This window comes from bacterium (assembly GCA_020444065.1).
In the GTDB taxonomy this organism is placed as follows: Bacteria; Sumerlaeota; Sumerlaeia; order SLMS01; family JAHLLQ01; genus JAHLLQ01.
In genome coordinates this window covers 152,031-174,050 of record JAHLLQ010000003.1, presented here as the reverse complement: position 1 = coordinate 174,050, position 22,020 = coordinate 152,031, and the positions used below count along the sequence as shown (strand labels likewise).

Annotated in this window: 11 protein-coding genes, 1 tRNA gene and 1 riboswitch; of the genes, 6 read left to right on the top strand and 6 right to left on the bottom strand. The window is 61.2% G+C overall.

Going from position 1 to position 22,020, the window contains the following annotated elements; all coding sequences use genetic code 11:
• Window positions 1-991: 991 nt before the first annotated feature.
• A complete protein-coding gene (locus KQI84_08495; protein MCB2154913.1) occupies window positions 992-1,678 on the bottom strand; it encodes a DUF1559 domain-containing protein in 687 nt (228 codons plus the stop codon).
• Window positions 1,679-1,828: 150 nt separating this feature from the next.
• Window positions 1,829-1,975, bottom strand: a riboswitch (cobalamin riboswitch).
• A 188-nt stretch (window positions 1,976-2,163) separates the two neighbouring features.
• Between KQI84_08495 and KQI84_08490 the strand changes: the two genes are divergently transcribed.
• Together KQI84_08490 and KQI84_08485 are read left to right on the top strand one after the other, a co-directional pair.
• Window positions 2,164-2,239: transfer RNA gene (locus tag KQI84_08490), tRNA-Ala, on the top strand.
• A gap of 295 nt (window positions 2,240-2,534) precedes the next feature.
• Complete coding sequence (locus KQI84_08485) at window positions 2,535-6,497, top strand: M6 family metalloprotease domain-containing protein (GenBank protein MCB2154912.1); 3,963 nt, start codon at window positions 2,535-2,537, stop codon at window positions 6,495-6,497.
• A gap of 51 nt (window positions 6,498-6,548) precedes the next feature.
• Here the strand turns inward: KQI84_08485 and KQI84_08480 are convergent, their stop codons facing one another.
• Both KQI84_08480 and KQI84_08475 read right to left on the bottom strand, forming a co-directional pair.
• A complete protein-coding gene (locus tag KQI84_08480; protein MCB2154911.1) occupies window positions 6,549-6,737 on the bottom strand; it encodes a hypothetical protein in 189 nt (62 codons plus the stop codon).
• A 91-nt stretch (window positions 6,738-6,828) separates the two neighbouring features.
• The gene (locus KQI84_08475) at window positions 6,829-7,677 is read right to left on the bottom strand and encodes a hypothetical protein (protein ID MCB2154910.1); all 849 of its coding nucleotides are present in this window, start codon (window positions 7,675-7,677) and stop codon (window positions 6,829-6,831) included.
• 469 nt (window positions 7,678-8,146) lie between these two features.
• Between KQI84_08475 and aroF the strand changes: the two genes are divergently transcribed.
• On the top strand, window positions 8,147-9,169 hold the full coding sequence (gene aroF, locus KQI84_08470; GenBank protein ID MCB2154909.1) for a 3-deoxy-7-phosphoheptulonate synthase: 1,023 nt from the start codon (window positions 8,147-8,149) through the stop codon (window positions 9,167-9,169).
• A gap of 83 nt (window positions 9,170-9,252) precedes the next feature.
• On the opposite strand, the gene KQI84_08465 is transcribed toward aroF, so the two are convergent.
• Window positions 9,253-10,164 (bottom strand): EamA family transporter, encoded by a 912-nt coding sequence (locus KQI84_08465; protein MCB2154908.1) that lies wholly within the window; start codon window positions 10,162-10,164, stop codon window positions 9,253-9,255.
• Between the two features lie 100 nt (window positions 10,165-10,264).
• Here KQI84_08465 and KQI84_08460 point away from each other — a divergent pair, with 100 nt between their 5' ends.
• Complete coding sequence (locus tag KQI84_08460; protein ID MCB2154907.1) at window positions 10,265-11,767, top strand: dihydrodipicolinate synthase family protein; 1,503 nt, start codon at window positions 10,265-10,267, stop codon at window positions 11,765-11,767.
• Here the strand turns inward: KQI84_08460 and KQI84_08455 are convergent.
• Window positions 11,754-14,645 carry a hypothetical protein gene (locus KQI84_08455; GenBank protein ID MCB2154906.1) on the bottom strand — a complete coding sequence of 964 codons (2,892 nt, stop codon included), beginning with the start codon at window positions 14,643-14,645 and terminating at the stop codon, window positions 11,754-11,756. The two genes, KQI84_08460 and KQI84_08455, sit on opposite strands and share 14 nt — an antisense overlap.
• A 190-nt stretch (window positions 14,646-14,835) precedes the next feature.
• Between KQI84_08455 and KQI84_08450 the strand changes: the two genes are divergently transcribed.
• Window positions 14,836-16,320 carry an ROK family protein gene (locus tag KQI84_08450; GenBank protein MCB2154905.1) on the top strand — a complete coding sequence of 495 codons (1,485 nt, stop codon included), beginning with the start codon at window positions 14,836-14,838 and terminating at the stop codon, window positions 16,318-16,320.
• A gap of 12 nt (window positions 16,321-16,332) precedes the next feature.
• Here KQI84_08450 and metH read toward each other — a convergent pair whose 3' ends face one another.
• Entirely contained in the window at window positions 16,333-20,019 is a 3,687-nt protein-coding gene (gene metH / locus KQI84_08445) for a methionine synthase (protein ID MCB2154904.1), read from the bottom strand.
• A gap of 400 nt (window positions 20,020-20,419) precedes the next feature.
• Here metH and KQI84_08440 point away from each other — a divergent pair, with 400 nt between their 5' ends.
• Complete coding sequence (locus KQI84_08440; protein ID MCB2154903.1) at window positions 20,420-21,895, top strand: hypothetical protein; 1,476 nt, start codon at window positions 20,420-20,422, stop codon at window positions 21,893-21,895.
• Window positions 21,896-22,020 lie beyond the last annotated feature (125 nt).

Sequence of the window (22,020 nt, the reverse complement as noted above, 5' to 3'; positions counted from 1 at the left end):
ATATCGGCAACCTGCTGGCACTGCGCCATCACGGTTTCGGCCGTCTCGACATCGAGGGTCCCCAGCCCGCAGGCCGGCGTGATGAAGGACTGCTGGAAGACTTGGCGCGCGCGCGGGCCGAACGTCGTCGCCACGACCTCGAAGAGAATGCGGGCCACGTTGTCGGCTTCACCACTGCCATCGGTGGGCACAGCGCCCCAGGCGATCACGCCGCCGCCGTCGATGAAGGTCTTCACGGAATCCTCGTGCTCCATGAACGAGCTCAAGTGGTTCGTCGCATCAAAATTCACGATGTCCAGGCCGAGGCTGAGGACGGAAGGCCAATGCGTGTCGCTGCAGCAGTGCAGCCCGACGATCGCGCCGGCCTTGCGGATGGTTTCTGCGGCGACGGCCAGCATCAGCTCGATCTGCTCGCGCGCGGCTCGGGCCTGGGCGCCGCGCTGCAGCAGTACGGCCAGCGCGGGCTCGTCCATGGTGATCGCCACCGGCCGCCCTTCGGCGTAGGCCGCCAGTTGGCGGGCCTGCCATGCCGCGACGCGCCCGGCATAGCGCGCCACCGCCATGGCGTACGGCGGGTCGTCCATGACGGGGCTGCTGCCTTCTCGCTCGATCGCCATCGCGAGCGTCACCGGCCCGGGCGTCTGGCCGCGAAAGGCCTTCGCTTCCGTGAATCGCGCGGCGGCTCGCAGAAAGACCTCGAATCCCGCGGCGGATTCCGAGGGGATTGCGCCATCCAGCTTATCCAACTCGCGCGGCTCGAATCCACGGCGCCATTGGTAGTGCATGTGGGCTTCGTCGATGGCGCGCATCAACGGCAGGTGCCCGAGCACTTGGGCCAGCATCATCTCGTCTCGACGGCGGGCCGGAAGCTGGGGCCAGTAGGGGAGACGCGGCGTCGTGCGGCGCACGAACTCGACCGCATCGCGCGGATCCGTGTGGGGCAGACTCCCTGCGCCGCCCACGGCAAGGCGGGGCGTGAAATTCTTCGGGCTCATGGCGAACTCCCGGGCTCCAGGGTGACGGAGAAGTCGCTCCAGAGCACGTTTTCGCTGCCCCACTCATTGTCTGCAGGGCTCGCGGTCGGCCCATGGGGGAACGGGATGTAGCGGTCCGGCGCCCAGTCGTGCGAGTTCAAATGCACGCAGCGGCAAAGCCACGTGCGCCCGCCCGCGCCCACGCCGTCGACCGGCGTTCCGTCGCTGCCGATGAACCCGTTCGAATCTGCCGCGCCCGTGTTGTAGGCGTAGCGCAGATTCTCTGCCCGGTTGCGATACTCGCGCGCCAGCGATGGGCAAAACAGCGTCTTGCGCTTGCCGATGTAGCCGGCATCCACCAGCACATTCGGCACGCCGTTCCAGTAGCCGTTCGCCGCCGGCCCATTGCCGAACTGCGTGCGGCCGCGCGAATCGCCCAGTCCCGCCACGCCATCGGACAGCGGCAGATGATTCCAATCCGTGCGGTACAGCGTCAGGGCCGTCGCGATCGTCTTCAGATTCGAGGCGCACTCGGCCGTCCGCGCGCGGCGGGTTGCCTCGCGCAGATTCGGCACGGCGATCGCCGCCAGAATGGCCAGAATCGCCACAACGATCAGCAGTTCCACCAACGTGAAACCGCGGCCTGCCCGTTCCCTTCGGGGACTGTGGTCTTTTTCGCTCGAATGAGAGCCGGAGAACAACATGAGTTTGCGCTTTCCCGCGGAATTCGCCTTCGGAATTCCTCGTGGACGGAATACGAAACGCCCGTCCCTCGGGCGGACTGACCGAGGACGGGCGCGCAAAATCTAATCCGGCTCGTCCCCTGCCGCTCCGGACCTCGAGAGGGTAGGGCACTTCGTCGTCGGATGACTGGCGGTATCGGGCTTTCGCGCTCCTTGCGGACGCGATTACCGTAGCGGGCCTGCGCCGGACTCTCACCGGACTTCCCCTTGCCGCCCCCCGCGCGGATCGCGAGGAGCACCAGCAACCTATGTTGCCCTCTTCATGCGCCCGCCCCCGGCCGATTGGCAAGGGGTAGTTTCGTCGCGCGCGATGGCGGCGCCGGCCCGCGAATCCACTCGCTGGCCGATCGGTCCAGGGCGAGATAGGGCGGCCCGATGGGCCCTTGAGAACCGGCGGAATAGCCTTGACAGGGGGCGGGGTTCTCTCCACCCTTTGCCGCGCGTGTGGGGCTGTAGCTCAGTTGGTAGAGCGCTGCGTTCGCAATGCAGAGGTCAGGGGTTCGACTCCCCTCAGCTCCACCATATCAATCATTCAAAGACAAGCACTTATAGAATGCACCGCCCCTTGGCCTTCGAGCCGAGGGGCTTCTTGCGTCACATATGTGTCACGCTTCTCTGAAATCATGCTCTCACCGGACTCTGCTCCACGCGCGAAGTGAGTTCTTTGGGGGGCTTTGACCGGTGCGTTGCCGTTCAACAGCTTCAGGATGCGCCCCAGCCTTCCTCTGGCTTTGACGGCGCCCCAACGGCCGTCTAGTATCCACCCCAAGACGTGACCCGCTTTCGAGATCACACGTCCCTCCAGAGGGAGATCAGTATGCCGTCCCTTACGGCAAGGCATCATTCTGCGAACTACCCCGCGACACCTCAGATTGAAAATAACGCGTGGTTTGGGAGCCGCGGCGTCTGGCAGATCGCGCGGCCCTTCCTGGTTGTTTTGCTGTTTGTGGCCGCAGGGCACCTTGCCGCCATGGAGCCCCCGGATCCGGGAGAATTGCAGGGCTATGCTGCGGATGGGAGCCTGGCAGTGCGCATGGAGTTCGCCCGATCGCTCGGGAACCATCTTGTCGATCCAGCCCTGGCGCGTCGTCATGCCGAGGTCCTTCAGGCTGCCGCCCGGGGGGAGGAAGTGCCGCGCAGTCAACTTCCCTATCCCACCGGGCTGCCCGCCAGCGGATCGCCTCGCATTTTCGTTCTCCCCATCGAGTTCCCCGAGTACCCCGCGCATAACGATGTTTCGGTGATCGAGCACAAACTCTTCGGGACCGGCGAGGCGGACGAGAAACCCCTCGAGAGTCTGACGGAATATTACAAGCGATCGTCGTACGGTGCGCTGAATATCCAGGGGGATGTGCTTCCCTGGTACCAGGCGGCTCACCCCCGCACCTGGTACGGCCCCGGGGTCCTGATCAAGGAGGCCCTGCAGCACTGGGACCCAACGCACGACTTCTCCGTCTACGACAACGACGGAAACGGGACGATCGATTACTTCATGGTCTGCTGGACCGGGCCCGACGACGGGTGGGGGAACCTTTGGTGGGCCTGGTGCGATATGAGCGCTTCGGAATTCGCCGGCGATTCGTTCACGGTGGATGGGAAGAAGCTCGGCGTTTTCTCCTGGCAATGGGAAGGGCGTCCGCTGGGGTCGGAGTTCCAGGCGGAGGTGGTGATCCATGAAACAGGACACGCTCTGGGGCTGCCGGATCTCTACGACTACGATGAGAGTGTCGGACCGGTGGGGGGTGTCGGCGGTCTGGATATGATGGACGCGAACTGGGGGGACCACAACGCGTTCAGCAAATGGATGTTGGGCTGGCTGACGCCGACGGTCATTTCGACTTCGGAGAGCATAATTTCGAAATCGTTGCGTCCCTCGTCGGAGTATCCCGATGCCATCATGATCATGCCCGGGGCGTCAGGTGCCAGTCCGTTTACGGAGTATTTTCTGATCCAGAACCGGTCGCGGCGGACGGAGGATACGAACGACTTCACGTATCCCAACGATGGTCTCGTGGTCTGGCATCTTGACGCCGAGTTGAATGGGACGGGCGACGGTTTCCTGTTCGATAACAGCTACACATCCCGCAAGCTGATCCGACTGATGGAAGCGGATGGGTTGGAAGAGATCGTGGCCGGCGGTGGTGTCGACGAAGACGACTACTACACTTCGTCGCGCTATTTCTCTTCGCTCTCGACACCGAACAGTCGGGCGTATTCCGGATCGGTTTCGGGTGTTGGGCTCCTGAATATCTACCGAATCACGCGAGTATTTACACTCCCGTCGACGTTCCAGGCGACGTACGCTATCACGTCGGAGGGACTGCTGAGTATCGGCGAGGCGGTGGATAAGACCGATGTCACGTGGAAATACACGACGGCGGCGCCATGGGTGGGTGTTGTGATGGCGGCCGACTACGGGAACGATGCGGCGCGAAGTGCTCCCATCGCCGATGGTGAAACGACGTCTTTCAGCACGATTGTCGACGGCCCGGGAAGCGTGCAGTTTGCCTGGAAGGTTTCATCCGAAGAGGGTGGAGATTTCCTGGCTTTTGAAATCGATGGTGTGGAGCAGGAGGCGATCAGCGGCGAGCAGGATTGGGAAGGCCGCAGTTTCCTTTTTGGCGAGAATGGGCACACGCTGACATGGAAGTACCGGAAGAACGCGTCCGTGTCGTCGGGGCAAGACCGGGGCTGGGTGGATCACGTGGAGTTGGGGTTGGTGTCGCTGGGCGAGGCGCTGGATTGCCCCGCGCTGGAGTGGACGAGTGATACTTCGCCCGTGTGGTACGGACAGAGTCAGGATTCGTTCTATGGTGGGAGCGCGGCCCGTTGCGGCGCGACGGCGGATTCTCAGATGTCGCGCATGTCCTGCACCGTGACGGGGCCAGGAACGATGACGTTCCTGTGGAAATCGTCCTGCGATGCCAGTGACGAACTCCGCTTCCGGATGGACATCCTCCTCCCCATTTCGATCAGCGGCGAGACGGACTGGCAGCAGCGGACCATCACGATTCCTTCGGGCACCCATACGTGCCGGTGGGATTATGTAAAGGATGCTTCAGGCACGGCCGGTGCGGACGCGGGATGGGTCGACAAGGTGACGTATCAGATGAACGACCTTGGGGACGCGGTGGAGAACACGTTCCTGCCGTGGACAACATCTGGCGAGGGAGGAGCCTGGACGAGTCAGACGGGGATTTCCGCTGTGGATGGCGATGCGGCGGAAGCTCCCACTCCTTCTGGAGTGGACATGCCGGCCTTGCTCGAAACATGGATCTACGGACCGGGAACGCTGACCTACAGATGGAAGGAATCCACAGTCGGGAATGCCGGAGATCTGACTCTCCTGCTGGACGATGATTTCAAGGATTACGCGGACAACACGGCGGACTGGGTGGACAAGGCGCTGGCGATTCCAAGCGGTCTCCACAAGGTGACGTGGAGATACCTGCTCTACTTCTCGGGGACAGACCAGGCGTGGGTGGACAATGTTCAGTTCACGCCGTCGGGGATTGACCTGGACGAGGCATTGGATTGTCAGGCGGTTTCGTGGGAGACGCCGGACACGATCGGCTGGACGGGGATCACGGATACGTCGGCATTCGGTTTTGATTCTGCCCGGACAGGCTCGATTGGGCATAATGGTCTTTCATACCTGCAGGGTCGCATCCACGGCCCGGCGATGGTCTCGTTTAACTGGAAGGTTTCATCGGAAGAGAATAAGGATGAACTGGAGTTCCTCGCAGACGGGTATGGCCGTTTCCATATCAGTGGAGACGTAGATTGGGAGAGGCGGTACTACCATCTCGTAGAGGGGCAGCACGACGTGGGATGGTACTACTGGAAGGACGCATCGGGATCCGCCGGGGAGGACGCGGGATGGGTGGATCGCGTTTCGGTGGATCCGGACCCGTCACTTGGCGAGGTCCTGGACACGACAGGATTGGCTTGGACTTCGGGTGGTTCCAATCCCTGGTATGGGCAAACATTGATCACCCAGGACGGTGAGGACGCGGCGCAATCTGGTGACGTTTACGATGGGCAGACGAGCTTCGTCTCAACGATTCTCGATGGGCCCGGGACGCTGACATACCAGTGGAGCGTGTCGAGTCAGGCGGGAGGAGATTGGTTGTCCTTCCTGGTCGACGATGTGCTGCAGGATCAGATTTCCGGAGTGGTGGACTGGCACGAAGGGTCCGCCAACATCCAACCGGGGCAGCACGAAGTGAAGTGGTCCTATGGGAAGAACAGCATGTTCAGCGACTATGACGATGCAGGATGGTTGGACCAGATCGTGTTCACGCCCGGCCCGGTTCCGACACCCACACCGGTTCCGACAGCGACGCCGGTCGTCTCGCTGGCGGATGCGTTGGATTGCTACCGCTTGGATTTCCAAGTCATCTCCAGCAATCCGTGGTATGGTGAGTATGATGTGAGCTACGACGGTGCGGACGCGGCGCAGAGTTATCCCATCACGCACAGCCAGACGTCGGCATTCTTCACGACGATTACGGGGCCCGACACGCTGGAGTTTCAGTGGAAGGTCTCGTGTCAGCCCACGTCGGATTACCTCGCTTTGTATCTGGACGGAAGCGAGGTAACTCGCATCACCGGCGAGACGAACTGGGCGCTGTACAGTCTCCCGATCGATGCCGGAGATCACCAGGTCGTGTGGTCGTACAAGAAGGACTCGTCTGTGTCGCAAGGCTCGGACGCGGGTTGGGTGGACCAGGTGAAACTGCTATCTGTGAAGCCAGGGAATGCGTGGGTCTTTCAGTAGGGATGAAGGGGAAGGGCGCAGGATGGGGGGTCATGCTTGATTGAGAAAAGTCTATTTTATGCAACTCCCTGGCGTCACATCCACGTCACGCTTATCTGACGTCATCGCAAAGTAGCGCGGGGTCAGGGAGTGGCACCGGCGACAGAAGAACCTGGTCAAGTCCGCTGCTCGAGCGAGGATGATGCTGTCGAGCCGGCCGCCGGGTGCGAGCGACTCGTAGATGTGCAGTCCGAAGGACATCAAATCACATCCCGATCGCCAGCCCAGCCGTCCAACTAAGGGTTTCGCGGACTGCACACAGGGGCTCTCGGTCGGTTGGTCAGCTTGCCTCTTACGGTTTCCAATCAGAGAATCCCGACTCTTTCAGCATTTCCTCCAGTTCTCTCTTCGACCTGCTTGCCGAAAGGCGGTAGTGCCAGTGGTAGATCCCCCGGTCAATCCTCGCAGGGGACTCAACATGCGGGTATCCGGCCCCCTTTAGGAACGTCAGGCATTGCTCTGCAACTTCCGGCGAGTACGTCGTCACCATGATGCGTTTATGGTCGGATAACGTCAGGTTTGTTGCACCATCTTTGAGATAGGCGGTCAAAGTAACGAATCCATTCAGGATTGAGTCCGCCTTGTTTTCATCGATGTGCGCAAGAATGCGTTCGGGCGCATTCAATTCTTCGTTCACGAGGAATTTGTCTTCTTCCTGATTCTCCCAGTGATCATGAAGAACGTACCAGAAGACCTCGTATTTTGGAAACAGTCGAAGCATTACGGAGTAGTCTGAGGCTAGACGTGATTGCTCGACATTCGCTTCTATTGCAATCAGACCTTTCGCGTCTCTCTCAATGGAGAAACAAGGCGTAAGATCATCAATAGCGCTCTCCCCTTCGGTACATGAGGCGATGATGCCCGTGGGGAGTTCAAATGACGATTCGTGTGGGAAGGAGAATCTGCTCAATGACCAGAAGACATCTGCGTCCTTACTGGGCGCTACTTCGCAGCCAAGATTGTCGATGTCGTAAGGATCGCACTCTTGCGCGATCGGCGACAGAAGACCGTTGGCCTTTGCCGAAGCCAGCATCATCTCGATTGCTGCGCCAAGGTGAGGCGCGCGGGCCCAATAGACCTGAACAAATGCCTCTGTGGCATTCTGCTCTTCTACCAGGCACGTATAGAGTGTGGTCGTCATATTCCCTGAGCTAGCTTCTGTTCAGATGGTCTTTGCACTGCACGCATCGCTCTCTTTCTTGAGGGCCTGTACGCAAGGCATTTTCCCCCGCTGCCTCCGCATCCCGGCGCCCTTGTGTCCCACACTGCTGCTATAGGTACTGCCGCTCCCCCCCCTGCTATGACTCTTCCTCCGCATCGCGTGGCTTGACATCGGGGCGGGGAGGGCGTTCGATTTGGGTCGAGCTTCGGAGACTTCCGAAGAGGGCAGAGATTATGCTACCGGCTGGATGGAATCAAGATTCGTTGGACGCGGGCTCGGGTTCGAGCGCGGCGTTCGGCTTTTATTACGGGTTTTGGTTTCGGTTTCCGAGAGGAAACGCCGGACGCGGTTAGGCTCTGCTTCGCAGACAGAAAAAACCCGGCCCCGGCGTTCAACGTCCGGGGCCGTTCATTTTGCGGGAAACCGTCAAGAAAACCAGGAGCGCATCATGATTATCGTACTAAAGGCCGGAACCAGCGAGGAGGACATTCAGATGGTGGAGAATCGGGTGACGGATCTCGGCTATCGCCCGCACCCAATCGTCGGCGTGGAACGGACGGTGATCGGCGCCGTCGGGCACGAGGACAAGACTCCGCTTCAGGCGCTCGAGATGCTCGAGTGCGTGGAGTCGGTGATTCCAATTCTGAAGCCCTACAAACTGGTCTCGCGCGAGTTCAAGCGCGAGGCGACGGTGTTCGATATCGCCGGCGTCGAGGTCGGCGGGCGCGATCTGGTTATGATGGCGGGGCCGTGCAGCGTCGAGAGCCGCGAGCAGATTCTGGAGTCCGCCGATGCGGTGAAGGCCGGTGGGGCTCAGTTCCTGCGCGGCGGCGCGTTCAAACCGCGCACCAGTCCCTATGCGTTCCAGGGGCTCCGCGAGGAAGGGCTCGAGCTTCTGGCCGAGGCGCGCGAGCGCACCGGTCTGCGGATCGTGACGGAAGTCGTCAGCGTGACGGACATCCCGCTGCTGGTGGAGTATGCCGATGTACTGCAAATCGGCGCGCGCAACTGCCAGAACTTCGCGTTGCTGTCCGCGGTGGGCGAAACGAAGAAGCCGGTGCTCTTCAAGCGCGGCATGTCGACGACGCTGAAGGAGTACCTGCAGGCGGCAGAGTACTTGCTCGACCAGGGGAACTACAACGTGATGTTGTGCGAGCGTGGCATTCGCACGTTCGAAACGGCATACCGCAACACGCTGGACCTGAATGCCGTGCCGGTGCTGAAGCGCGAGACACACCTGCCGGTAATCGTCGATCCCTCGCATGGCACCGGCGAAGTTCACATGGTATTGCCGATGGCATTGGCGGCTGTTGCATGCGGCGCGGACGGGCTGATGGTGGAAATTCACCCGAAGCCCGCGGAGGCGCTGAGCGACGGGCAACAGTCGCTGAAGCCGAACGCGTTCCTGGAACTCGTCGAGCGCATTCGCCCGGTGGCGGAGGCTGTTGGGCGATCGTACGGGGGCGCGTGATGGCGACTGGAACGTATGGCTGAATGGCTAACGCGTGTGGTGCTCGGGCAGAGATGCCCGAGTCACCTCTGTAGCGGGTAACCCTAGAGGTTAATCACAACCAGCGCGAGGATGGTCAGGGCGATCGCGGCAAGTTCGCGGGCTTTGAGGCGTTCGCCAAAGAACGCTGTGCCGACGAGGGCGATGATCACGATGCTGCCTGCGCCGAAGGCGGGAAACGCAACGGCCGCGGGGATTGTGTCCAGCGCGATGATCAGGAAGAAGGACGAGAAGAGGTTTGGAATTCCCACCGCAATGCCGGTCAGCACATCGCGCCGCTGCACCGGCTTGCGGCGGACAAGCGTAACACCCAGCGCAAACAGGAACGCAACAAAGAACGTGCAGCCGAGAAAGACGGCCTTGTGATCCTGGAGACCGTACTTCTGGAAAACCTTGTTCGAGAATTCCGCCGCGCCGCCAAAGAGAAACAGTAGCAGCAGCGCGGGCTTCAGTGCGCGGCGCCATCCGCCGTCGCGTCCTGGCCAGTTGACGAGCAGAATCGATCCCAGCGCCAGCGCGATGCCGAGCCATTGCAGAGTTGATGGATTCTCGCGCCAGAACAGCAGCGAGAGTATCATGGGAACGAAGGTGCCGAGCTTGATGAACGAGCCGGCCAGTCCCGCGCCGTGGTGACGGACGCTGATCTGATAGTACACAAGCGCCAGAAAAAACACGAGGCCCGCACACAGTCCCGCGGTTGTTGCCCAAACGAAGCTGCCGGAGCGAGAGAGCGTCTCTCCCGACGAGATGGCACTACGAATTTCTGCGAAGGCTCCTGAGACATCCAGCGGGCCGGTGTTAAGTCCCTTCAGCAGCAGAATCGCTGCACACACCAGAACCGCCGTCGCGTAGTTCGTCGCAGTCAGCGCGTAGCGGTTCATGTTCGACGTTTCGCTATGCTTGAAGATCAGCGCGATCGACGAGGTGCAGACAATGGCGAGGAGAAGGAAGACCATGGCGTAGAAGGCGGGTACCCGTTCCGGTTCATGTTGTCCATTGCGCACGGCTCGTGGTGCTCGGACAATGGATTCAGCTTTGGTGAGGAGCGCACAACGGATGCCTCGAAGCAAGACGCATGTTCGTTATCGCGGTGGTGCCCGTCGTCCGGCGGAGGCGATTCTGGCGGAATTGCTGCAGCGCAGATTCGTCGACCACGCGGGCTGTCTTGCGATTGCAGTGGGCGGTCCCGGCGGGACGGGTAAGACGACCTTTGCGCGGGCACTCGCAGAGCAATTGCCCGGTGCGGCCGTTCTGAGATTGGACGACTATAAGACGTCTCGCGAGGAACGCTATCCGCGGAACTTGTACGGCGCTCACCCCGAAGCAAATCGGATGGAACTGATTCGCGAGCATCTTGGTTGCATCCGCGAAGGCCGGGCGTTTGATAAGCCTGTCTACGATTCCGAAGCAGGTGAAGCGAGGATTACGAAGCCGTTCGCACCAGCGCGCTTCACGATCGTCGATGGTGAAGTAGCAACGTATCTTGAACTGCGCGACCGAGTGGACTTCGCGATCTTCGTCGATTCGGACTGGAAGACACAACTTGCGACGCGAATTTCTCGCGACATCGAATCCCGCGGTTATTCGCAGGAGAAGGCGATTGCGACGTTCCTTCAAAGCAACCTGCGCGAGTTCAGTGCGCATGGCGCCGAGAGCAAAAAGTGGGCAGACTTGCACTTGTACTGCCGCGAGGACTACACGGTTGTAGTGGAATCGGTGGAGGAGAAACTCTTCGCGCAATTCCACGATCTATTGGAGCCCGACTTGGCGCCGGTCGACTTGTCGGGTTTGATCGTCGCGGTTCTGACGCCTTTCGATGATGCAATGCAATTCGACGAGAGCGCGTTCATCGCCCACGTGGAGTGGTTGGCCGCGAACGGCGTGCAGCGCATCCTTGTGAATGGCACGACGGGCGAGTTCTTCTCGCTGTCTGCGGCGGAGCGGAAGCTCGCATTGACGCTGGCGCGACGTTACTTCCCGGGCGTCGTGCTATTTCATGCAGGGAGCGACAGCCTGGTGCAGACGCTGGAGGAGGCGCGCTGGGGCGAGGAGTATGGTGCCGATGCCATTGCTGCATTGCCCCCGTACTACCTGGCTAATGCACCGGCAGAGGGGATTGCGCGGTACTTCTGCGAAATCGGTGAACGCATCGACGCGCCGCTGGTGCTTTACAATTTCCCGAAGCACACGGGAAACTCAATCACCGCGGAGATTCTGGCGCAGGTTCCGCACGCCGCGCTAAAGGACTCCTCAGCCAACCTGGAACTGGTTCGTCACACGCCAAGGTACTTCATCGGTGGCGACGAACGCATCCTCGATTGCCATCGCGCAGGCGGTGTCGGTTTCGTGACCGGGCGGGCGAACTTTGTTCCAGAGCTTTACGTGGCGATGGAGCAATCGCTGGAGAAAAGAGGGAGGGACTCAGAGAGGCTGCAGGAGGAAATCACTCGCGGCGTACAAGCCACAGCCGGAGGAATTCCCACCTTCAAGGCAGAGTTGGCAACGCGTCTCCCCCACTACCCGACAAACGTTCGCCTTCCTCTTATCAAGGCTCTGTGACGCGCTGGACTTCCTCCGGAGCGAAGATTCGGAAGTTGCGGAATCGCAGTTCGGAACCCTCGGGCGTTGGCGGCTTGTTTTCCTCGGGGTGGCGATAGATTTGCCAATGAAACCGCACCAATGCAGCCCCTGCGGCGACTGGCATCAGTGCTCCGTATCGGCACCACCCATCGGATTCCTGACCCTGCAGCCCCTCGGTGAATCCGCACAAGGAGATGTCCTTGCCATCCTTGTCGTATATGGTCGCGAACATCCCGAGTGAATGTTGCGGCGCCGCGATCTGTTCCGCTTCATACTCGCAGTAGATCCACGATCCCGGAATCGGTTCGAATGGCGGCAAGGCGATTTGCATGGTCGGCGTGTCGCGCTCCAACGAGACCGACATATAGGGATCTTCTACGTCATGGTGAACTTCAATCTTGGACAGGTCGTTCGCATTGACCGCGACCTGGCCCCAGAAGGGATCGCCCTGCGGCCGTGGGAAGTCGCCTCGCGCCCAATCGGGGGGCGGCGTCAGAATTAGCCTTGGGAAGAGGTTATCATCCTGGGGAACGCTTCCCACCAGCCCAACACCCAGGATGGTTCCTTCATTGTCGCCGATGTAGGTTTCGCTGAGGAATGTGAAGCGGAATCGCACGCGCCGGCCCTTTGCATCTTCCGGCAATGGAACGTAACGACGATACGGGCCATCGATAATCTGCTGGGCACCCATCATGCCGGCGACGATTGCAAAGGGCTTGTCATCGATCAGAATCTCGAACGCAGCAGACACCTTGCCGGCCTCCTCCATCACCACGACCAGGCCACCGGCATCCTCCGGCACATCGAGAGCATACTCACACCAGTAGCTGCGCTTGAAATTCATTGCGAGTACCCCCGACCGCATGATCGGTCGCGAGTAAGGCGTGACGGGAACGCGCCACGCCAGCCCGCCGGGACAGAGAATCATTCCATCGACTGGGGCTGGGACAAGATCGAGCGATTCAATCGGCTCTGCAGCCTCCAATCGCAGCGTCATCGATGTTTCTTTCGCTGCGAGGAAATCACCCACAGGCGTTGGCATTGCCTCGCCGTTGACGAACAGCTTCGAGTTTTCGGGAGCACCTTTGAGACGCCAGCCGCCGGGCCCAGGCGTCAGAAAATCGAGTCCTTCGCCGGTCAATTGCTCGATAGCATCGCGATCCAACTTGAGAATACGGCCAGGGACGGCGATCAGATCGAGTCGCGGTCTCCAGATGTGAACGGAGTAGCTGGGCGCCACCGGCGAGTCCAGCTCCTTGACCTCCTTCATGTACGGTTCGATCGCCTCGATGAAGCGTCCCCTGTAGGACGCCGTTTCATTGATCATTGCGAACATGATTCCACGTTCGCTTGCCAGTCCCTGCAGAATTCCCGGTACCCCCGCACCAGCAGCGTTGCGCACGATTGGGCGTCTTTCCAATGGCAATCGCTGGCGATAGTAATCCAGGCCAAGCAACAGGATGCTGCTGGCGAAGATCGTCGGGGGCGCGGTGTCCTGCGTGTAGGACTCGGCGACCTCGATTGTCTGTCGATAGTTTGAGACATCCTTCACAATCATCAGGTACGCCGGCTGTGCATTCAGCGCGATCCAACCGAACATCAAAACACCAAACGTCCATGCCCCGGCGCGTGGAGACTTCGTCGCCACAAGGCGCCCGATCTCCGGCGGCACCGTTGCAATCAGCAGAAGCAGTCCCGGCACAGCGGCCATCATGTACTTCGCGGCCATTCCGATCTCCGCGGGAACAAAGAAGAAAGTCGCGAAGTAGAGCACGAAGGAGATGGGAATGAACAGCGCCAGCACTCGACTCCGGCGGAACATCAGTAACGGTCCAACGATCAGTCCACCGAACCAGAGGAAATTGATGACCTCGGTCCCGAATGAGCGCTTAGGAATGGAGAAATACAGATGAGTGAATGTGCGGCTGAGGAAGTCCCACGTGAACTTCATGTTCGGTGCGTGAGTCGCCTTGCCCGAAAGCACTGCGCCGAAATGGGCATTCCAGATTTCAGCGACCTTGGAGAACATCACAACAGGTGCAGCGACGGCGGTTGCGATCATGAAACCGAGCCAGACCGCGCGAATCATGGTCGCCGGGTTCCGCTTCTTGTTCTGAAAGGCGGGGCGAATCGACGTGGCAAAATCCCAAGCGACAAACCCAAAGGCCGCGAGGCCAATCATCATCATGAACGGGCCGCTGGCGGGGTGAATCGTGTAGGCATAGATCGCCGTCAGGCCACCAAGTGGAAGTGCCCATGCTCCTTTGCGACGATGGCAGAGCTCGAGCAGCAACAACCCAAGCGCGCCCAACATGAAGAGGAACGCGTAGTAACGAATCTCGCCCGAGTGATAGAGGGCGCGCGGTGCAATCACGCCGACGATCGTGGCAGAAAGTGCCATCCACCGACCGCCGAGCAGGCCGCCCAGAATCGCCATGAAGCCGATCCCGAGCATGATGGCCACGACGGCCGGCGTTCGGGCCTGGCGCTCGCTGCTACCATCGCCGATCAATGGGCCGATCGTCGCAAAGAAGCCTTGGTGGTATTTCTCACCAAGATCTTCCAGGCCCTCGGCCTCGACGGCGAGTTGGCCTTTGCGGATGGAGTGGATTTCGTCGATCCAGTAGCTGCGGCTCGCGTTCGTCTGCCACCGCACTAATCCCATCACAAGAATCAGAGCAAGGATCGCCCAAAAGAACCACCGATTGGCGCCAACGTACCACGGGTCCCTCAGGCGCTGGGACCAGGTCTTTGTATCGACATCCGTCTGCGCCCCCTCCTGGCGACGTTCCTCCGGAGGGGACGGTGCGGTCGCCTTCGACCTCCCGCCCCGCTGTTTGCGGGTATTCTTCGCCATCGCGAATTGCAGCTCCCCGATCTGGTTTTCCCCTGGGAGGGAGAGGCTTCCGAGGTTACGGCGCCATGGCAACCCAAGAAAACCACCTGTTCTCGTCATTGGAGCGCTTCGGGCCTGTCGACTGCCGCAATTGACACCGTTGGCCGGTGCCACGGACAATCTTTGCCATTCTGAGGCAAGGCGGCGAACCATGAGCTTGCTGGCGTTAGACATCGGAGGAACCAAGACAGCCGTGATTCTCGGCACCGACGGCGCCGCTGTCCTGGCGCGCCGCGAGTTCCTCACCTGCCCCGATCGGCCGTTCGATGAATTCCTCGCCGACGTGCGCCGCGAGGCCGATGCGCTCGCCGCGGAGCATTCCCCCCCAACCGCCGTAAGCGTCTCCATCGGCGGACCGATGGATGAGGCAACCGGCCATCTCCTCGTTCCGCCGCATCTTCCAGCGTGGCATGGGCTGGCGCTGCGCGAAAAGCTGGAGGAGGCGTTCAGCCTGCCCGTCCACATCATGCACGACGCCCGCGCAGGCGCCTACGCCGAGTGGCGCTACGGAATCGGCCGCGACTCGCACATGCACCGATTGGCCTTTCTGACGTTCGCAACGGGGTTCGGATGCGGCGTGGTCATCGATGGGCAAGTGCTAGCGATTCCCGGCGAGGTCGGGCATTGGCGCGTGGCCGAGGATGGACCCGAGTTGTTTGGCAAGGCCGGCAGCCTGGAAGGTTTGGCCAGTGGTACTGGCGTGGCGATGCAGGCCGTCGCGTCTGGCAAATTCCCGGCGGGCACGACGATGGCCGACCTGGCAAACGCAGCACGCAGTGGCAATGCCGATGCGCGCGAGTTGCTTACGGCGTTGGCAGAGCAGGTCGGACGCCAGTGCGCGCGCCTGATCGACCTGTTCGGTCTCGAGGCGATTGCCCTTGGGACGATCGGCGTTCACGCGGGCGATCTCTTGCTGGAGCCGATTCGCGCCGTGGCGCATCGCGAGGGATTGCGGCATCTTGCGAAACGTTGCCACATCGCGCCTGCGGGACTGGGCGAGCATCTCGGCGATGTTGCCGCGATGGCCGCTGCACTTCAGGCCGGGTGGCGCGAAGATGCGCACCGCGGGCCGAGCGTCGAATCGCAAGCCGCCGCGTTGATGAGCCTGGCGGGTCGCGTGGTTGCCGATCCGGAATTACTGGCAGGGATCGAAGCGGCCGCGGATCTTCTGGTCGAAACGCTGAAAGCCGGCGGCAAGGTGTTGACCTGCGGAAACGGTGGCAGCACGACCGATGCCGCGCACTTGGCCGAGGAACTGGTCGGGCGTTATCGCGGCGATCGTCCGTCGTTGGCGGCGATCAATCTGGCCGGCGATGCGTCGAATCTGACGTGCATCGCGAATGACTATGGATTCGAGGAGATTTTCTCGCGCCAGGTCGAAGGGCTCGGGCGTGAAGGAGATCTTCTGGTCGGATTCACCACGAGCGGCAATTCCGAGAACATCAATCGCGCCTTCGAGCGTGCGCGCGCAGCCCGCCTTCGCACGATTGCCATCGCCGGAAAGACCGGTGGGCGCGCCAAGGACCTCGTCGATGTGGCACTTGTTGTTCCGGACAGTCGCACGGAACGCATTCAGGAGGTCCACACGCTGATCCTGCACGCGCTGTGCGAAGCGTGCGAGCGCGCGTTCTCCTGACCTTCCATTCGCTTACGACGGATCGTACGACAACTCCGACGCCAACCATTGCTCGACGTACTCCGCCGACTCGCCCTTGCGTTGCGCGTAGTCGGCGGCCTGATCGCGATCGATCGGGCGCACATCGAAATAACGTGCCTCGGGGTGCGCGAACATGTATCCGCAAACCGAAGCGCCTGGATCCATCATGAACGACTCGGTCAGGTTCGCTCCGATTCTCTCCGCGTCAAGCAACTCGAAGAGCTTCGCCTTCTCCGTATGATCCGGACATGACGGGTAGCCCGGCGCCGGGCGAATGCCGCGATACTTCTCTGCAATCAGATCGTCGTTCGTGAAGTTCTCCGCCTTGCCGAATCCCCACGCATCGCGAGCCTGCTTGTGGATGTACTCCGCAAATGCTTCCGCGAGACGATCAGCGAGAACCTTGACCATGATTGAATGGTAGTCATCGTGATCGGCGTCGTAAACGGCGCACAGTTCCTTCACTCCAACACCTGCCGTGACTGCGAAAGCCCCAATTGTGTCGCGCCGTTTCGTGTCGCGCGGAGCAATGTAATCCGCTAGGCATAGATGCGACTTGGCGGAATCCTTTTCCGCCTGCTGGCGCAGGAAGTTCAGTATCTTCACAGGCGTTTCGCCCTCGTAGATGACAACATCGTCACCATCGGAGTTGGCAGCGAAGAGTCCGAGCACGCCACGCGCGGTCAGCGATTTGTTGGTGATGAAATCCTCGAGCATCTTCTGTGCATCGCGCTGCAGCTCGCGGGCACGCTCGCCGTACTTCGGGTGATCGAGAATCTTCGGGTACACGCCCTTGAGCTCCCACGCATGGAAGAATGGCGTCCAATCAATGAACGGCACGAGGTCTTCGATCGCGACATCGTACAGCTTTGGGCCCAGGAATTCTGGCTCGTCGATCTTTGCGCTGGACCAGTCGAACGTCGGCTTATTCGCGCGGGCCTGCTCGAGCGAAACGAGCTTCGCCTCGCCCTGCTTGCTGCGATGGTGATCGCGCAACGTCTGCTGATCTTCGGCAACCTGGCGTGCGTACTCCGTCCCACCTTTTTCGTCGAGCAAACCCTGCACCACGCCGACTGCGCGGGATGCATCGAGCACATGCACGACGGGAGCGCTGTACTGCGGGGCGATCTTGACGGCAGTGTGGATGCGGCTCGTCGTGGCACCGCCGATCAGCAGCGGAACCTTGAAACCTTCGCGCTCCATCTCCTTCGCGACGTGAACCATCTCGTCGAGCGATGGTGTGATCAGGCCGCTCAGGCCGATGATGTCGACGTCCTGCTCGCGGGCTTCGCGAAGGATTCTGTCCGTCGGCACCATGACGCCGAGATCGATGATGTCGTAACCATTACATCCGAGAACCACGCCGACGATATTCTTGCCGATGTCGTGGACGTCGCCTTTGACGGTCGCGAGCAGCACCTTCGCCGCGCCCTTCGTGATGCCGCGTTCTTCCTTCTCCTTCTCCATGTAGGGCAGAAGGCAGGCGACGGCCTTCTTCATCACGCGCGCGCTCTTCACGACCTGAGGCAGGAACATTTTGCCGCTGCCGAACAAGTCGCCGACGACGTTCATGCCGTCCATCAACGGCCCTTCGATCACTTCGAGCGGGCGGTCGAACTTCTGGCGCGCTTCTTCAACGTCCTCATCGATGAACTCGACAATGCCCTTGATCAGAGCATGCGAAAGACGCTCCTCAACCGTGCCATCGCGCCACGCAGCGGCGGTTTTGGCGTCGTCCTTCTTCTCACCCTTCACGGTCTCAGCGTACTCGATCAGGCGCTCGGTGGCATCCTCCCGGCGATTGAGAAGAACATCTTCGACCAGTTCCAGGCGATCCTTCGGAATCTCTTCGTAGACCTCGACCATGCCGGCGTTCACGATAGCCATGTCGAGCCCCGCCTTGATGGCGTGGAACAGGAACGCGGAGTGCATCGCTTCGCGAACGGGGCGATTGCCGCGGAAGGAGAACGAGATGTTGCTGATGCCGCCGCTGACCTTCGCGCCGGGGCAACGCTTCTTCAGCTCGCGTGTCGCTTCGATGAACGCCACGGCGTAGTTGTTGTGCTCCTCGATGCCCGTCCCGACCGTCAGCACATTCGGATCGAAGATGATGTCCGTGGGATCGAAGCCGGCCTTCTCGACGAGCAACTTGTAGGCGCGCTCGCTGATTTCGACTTTGCGTTCGGCCGTATCCGCCTGACCCTGCTCGTCGAACGCCATCACGACAACGCCTGCACCGAAGCGATGAATCTCGCGCGCGTGCTCGAGGAACTTCTCCTCGCCTTCCTTGAGGCTGATCGAATTGACGATCGCCTTGCCCTGGATACAACGCAGCGCAGCGGTGATGACGCTCCAGCGCGAGCTGTCTACCATGATCGGAACGCGCGAGATGTCGGGCTCCGCCGCCAGCAGATTCAAGAAGCGCACCATTGTGGCTTCCGAATCGATCAGGCCCTCGTCCATGTTGATGTCGATGATCTGCGCGCCGTTATCGACCTGCTGCTGAGCAACCGCCAACGCACCGTCCAGATCGCCTTCGCGGATCAGGCGAGCGAACTTCGGCGAGCCTGTGATGTTCGTGCGCTCGCCGACCATGATCAGGTTCGACTCCGCCGTCACGCGGACAGGCTCCAAACCGGAGAAGCGCGAAACGGGTGGCACATCGGGGCGCTTGCGCGGCGGAAGCTCGCGCACGGCCTCGGCGATTGCAGAGATGTGCGCCGGCGACGTGCCGCAGCACCCGCCGATCAAATTCAGCCAACCGCTGCCGGCGAAACCCCCGAGCACCCGCGCCATGTTGGCCGGCGTGTCGTCGTACTCGCCGAACTCGTTCGGCAGACCGGCGTTCGGATAGCAGCTCGTGTAGCACGTTGCGATCGCGGACAACTCCTCCAGGTACGGGCGCATGTCCTCCGCGCCGAGCGCGCAGTTAATGCCGACGGACAACGGATTGAAGCGCTCGATCGAAATCCAGAAAGCCTCCAGCGTCTGCCCTGAAAGCGTGCGGCCCGAGCGATCGGTGATTGTCACGGAAATCATGACCGGCAGGCGCGCGCCGCGTTCCTCGAAAACCGTTTCAATGGCGTACAAGGCTGCCTTGGCATTCAGCGTGTCGAAAATCGTCTCGACAAGCAGCGCGTCGACGCCGCCTTCGATTAGTCCGCGGGTTTGCTCCGCGTAGGCTTCGACCAGTTGATCGAACGTCACGGCGCGATAGCCCGGATCGTTCACGTCCGGCGAGAGCGACGCCGTGCGATTCGTCGGACCGATGGAACCGAGCAGGTACCGCGGCCGGTCCGGCGTCTCGGCCGTCTTGGCGTCCACAACGCGACGACCCAGGCGGGCAGCCTCCAGGTTCAGCTCGTAGCAGATCTCCTCCAGGTCGTAGTCGGCCTGCGAGATGCGCGTGGCGCTAAACGTGTTCGTCTCGATGATGTCCGCGCCGGCGTCCAGGTACTCGCGGTGAATGGCCTCGATCACATCCGGGCGGGTCAGCGTCAGCAGATCGTTGTTCCCCTTCAGATCCTTCGCGTGATCCGGAAAGCGATCGCTGCGGAAGTCCTCTTCCTGCAGCTTGTAGCGCTGGATCATCGTTCCCATGGCGCCGTCGAGCACCAGAATGCGGCGTTTGAGCGCCTGCTCGAGGGTGAGGTTCGTGGGGCGATTTTGATCTGCCATGATGGAGTGTTCCTCCTGGTGTTGTCCTTGCGCATCCATTCATCATGATATGATGATGCGCCGTCAAGGGAGAAGGCGACGGGAGGAGGTGTCGAACCCCGTCGGGGTTCAGTTTGGCGGCGATCTGCCACCCAGGGTGGCGCCTTCGGCTTACCCTTGGCTGAGTTGTATAATCCCTTCGGGCTGTGGCGAGGGCTCGTCATCGCACTCGTTTTTTGGGGTTTCGGGTGCGGGTTCGAGTACATGCAGGGAATGGGAAGGGAACGGGAACCGAGGTGACTTGGCCGCCTCGTCCCCTCCCCCACTCTTGCCATAAGCCGACTCAATCCTTGCGCCCAGCGCCTCGCACCCGCCACAAGGGACAACACCTGTCGTCGGCAGTCTGAGAAGGAGGCGAGGCTTGCCGTATAATCAAACCATCGAATACGCGCGCGCCCTGCGGGCCCAGATTGACCAGCCCGCCACCAATGCTCAGCGCCAGGAAGACATCTCCTGGAGCGCTTCGCGCCTCCTTATGGCTACGCGCCTCCTCGAAGGCCCCGGCGACCTCGTCGAAGAAGTCCTTCAGTCCATGGCCTATGGAAATCCCGACCGAGCCATCGAGCAACTCGTCGGCGGATACGACACGTGGGGGCACGACCCGCTCTTCTGGGGCCTGTCCTGCCACACCGCCGCCCAGGCCCTCTCCGACTTTGCCGCCGACATCTCGCGCCAGACCTACGAAGAACTCCCCAACTCCCCCGCCGAGTGGCTCGCCCATTATCGAACGGTGCTCGAGCGCGTGCCTGAGCCTCTCGACGATGGCAGTGCCATCCTGCACGAAGTCTACATCGCGCACTGCATTCTGTTTCGCGATCGCGCCGGAATGGAATGGGGGACGGAGCGCCTTCTGGGCTCCGTCACTGCCGAACGCGTGAAGGCCAGCGAGCTCACGCGCGATACCGCGGCGTTTCTTGGCGGCCTGCTGACGCAACGCACCGACGTTGCCAATCGTCGCGAACTCATCGCCTTGCTCGACCAAGCCTCCGACGATCCCGAAGTCAAAACGCTCGCCACCGCGCTGCGGGGCCTCGTCGTGCCCGGCGATGAACTGCCCGACATCGACAAACGCGTCATCAAAACGAAGCCCGGCAAGAAGAAGAAAGGCGGCGGCTTTGCCAAAAAACTCGACGACCTGGCCGAGCGCATCGGCTGGCTCTTCTGGCCCGCCGTCATCGGTGGCGTTCTCCTGCTCTGCGTGGCCATCTTTGGAGTCATCTTCGAGTTCATTCTCGACACGTCGCCCATCGGCAATTCCACCGTCAGCGAATGGTACGAGCGCGGTGAAGACGCAAAGAACGCCGAGAAACCGCCAGCCAACGAGATCGCCGAGGTCGTCGAAGATCCCTTTGCCGACTCGCCCAGCGCAAGGCCGACACCGTTCCCGACACCCTTCCCGACGCCGTTCCCGACGCCGCCTCCGATGCAGAATACAAGAATCGCCCCGCCCGCTCCCACGGAAGGAATGCGCGAACAACTCGCCGCAAAGATCCGCGAAGATTCCGCACAAATCGCCGCACGCGTCGGCATCCCGCGCACGGTCAGGGGCAGCAACAGCGCCGCCACATTCCACGGCGAACTGATCGGCGAAACGCACGAGCTTTCGGAAGAAGTCAACTACCCTCGCGCCGTCGTCAAATACCACATGAACTGGTACCGCGACGGCGAAGAAGTCGGCGAACAATGGCTGGAAACGCGCTACGAATACAACGGCGGCCAATGGCACGCCGTCTCCATCGTCCGATGCCTGAATGAGACGAACCGAGAAGGCAAACGCCTCTACGCCATGGCCCCGGACGAACTCAACTGGGCCGCCTCCCTCCTCGTTGCACCGTAATATCCGGGACCGCTGGCTTCCAACCGGCAAGTACACCCGCACGCCCCAACGAAACCAGTGCCGCATCTCGCCAGCGATCACATCGAGGTGACTTGGGCATCTCTGCCCAAGAGCGAGCCAACCAA

Excerpts from the sequence above, each read along its gene's own strand:
- KQI84_08460 (MCB2154907.1), top strand. The coding sequence starts at position 10,265 with ATGCCTCGAAGCAAGACGCATGTTCGTTATCGCGGTGGTGCCCGTCGT.
- KQI84_08480 (MCB2154911.1), bottom strand. The coding sequence starts at position 6,737 with ATGTCCTTCGGACTGCACATCTACGAGTCGCTCGCACCCGGCGGCCGG.
- KQI84_08485 (MCB2154912.1), top strand. The coding sequence starts at position 2,535 with ATGCCGTCCCTTACGGCAAGGCATCATTCTGCGAACTACCCCGCGACA.
- metH (MCB2154904.1), bottom strand. The coding sequence starts at position 20,019 with ATGGCAGATCAAAATCGCCCCACGAACCTCACCCTCGAGCAGGCGCTC.
- KQI84_08450 (MCB2154905.1), top strand. The coding sequence starts at position 14,836 with ATGAGCTTGCTGGCGTTAGACATCGGAGGAACCAAGACAGCCGTGATT.
- KQI84_08465 (MCB2154908.1), bottom strand. The coding sequence starts at position 10,164 with ATGGTCTTCCTTCTCCTCGCCATTGTCTGCACCTCGTCGATCGCGCTG.
- KQI84_08475 (MCB2154910.1), bottom strand. The coding sequence starts at position 7,677 with ATGACGACCACACTCTATACGTGCCTGGTAGAAGAGCAGAATGCCACA.
- aroF (MCB2154909.1), top strand. The coding sequence starts at position 8,147 with ATGATTATCGTACTAAAGGCCGGAACCAGCGAGGAGGACATTCAGATG.
- KQI84_08495 (MCB2154913.1), bottom strand. The coding sequence starts at position 1,678 with ATGTTGTTCTCCGGCTCTCATTCGAGCGAAAAAGACCACAGTCCCCGA.
- KQI84_08455 (MCB2154906.1), bottom strand. The coding sequence starts at position 14,645 with ATGGCGAAGAATACCCGCAAACAGCGGGGCGGGAGGTCGAAGGCGACC.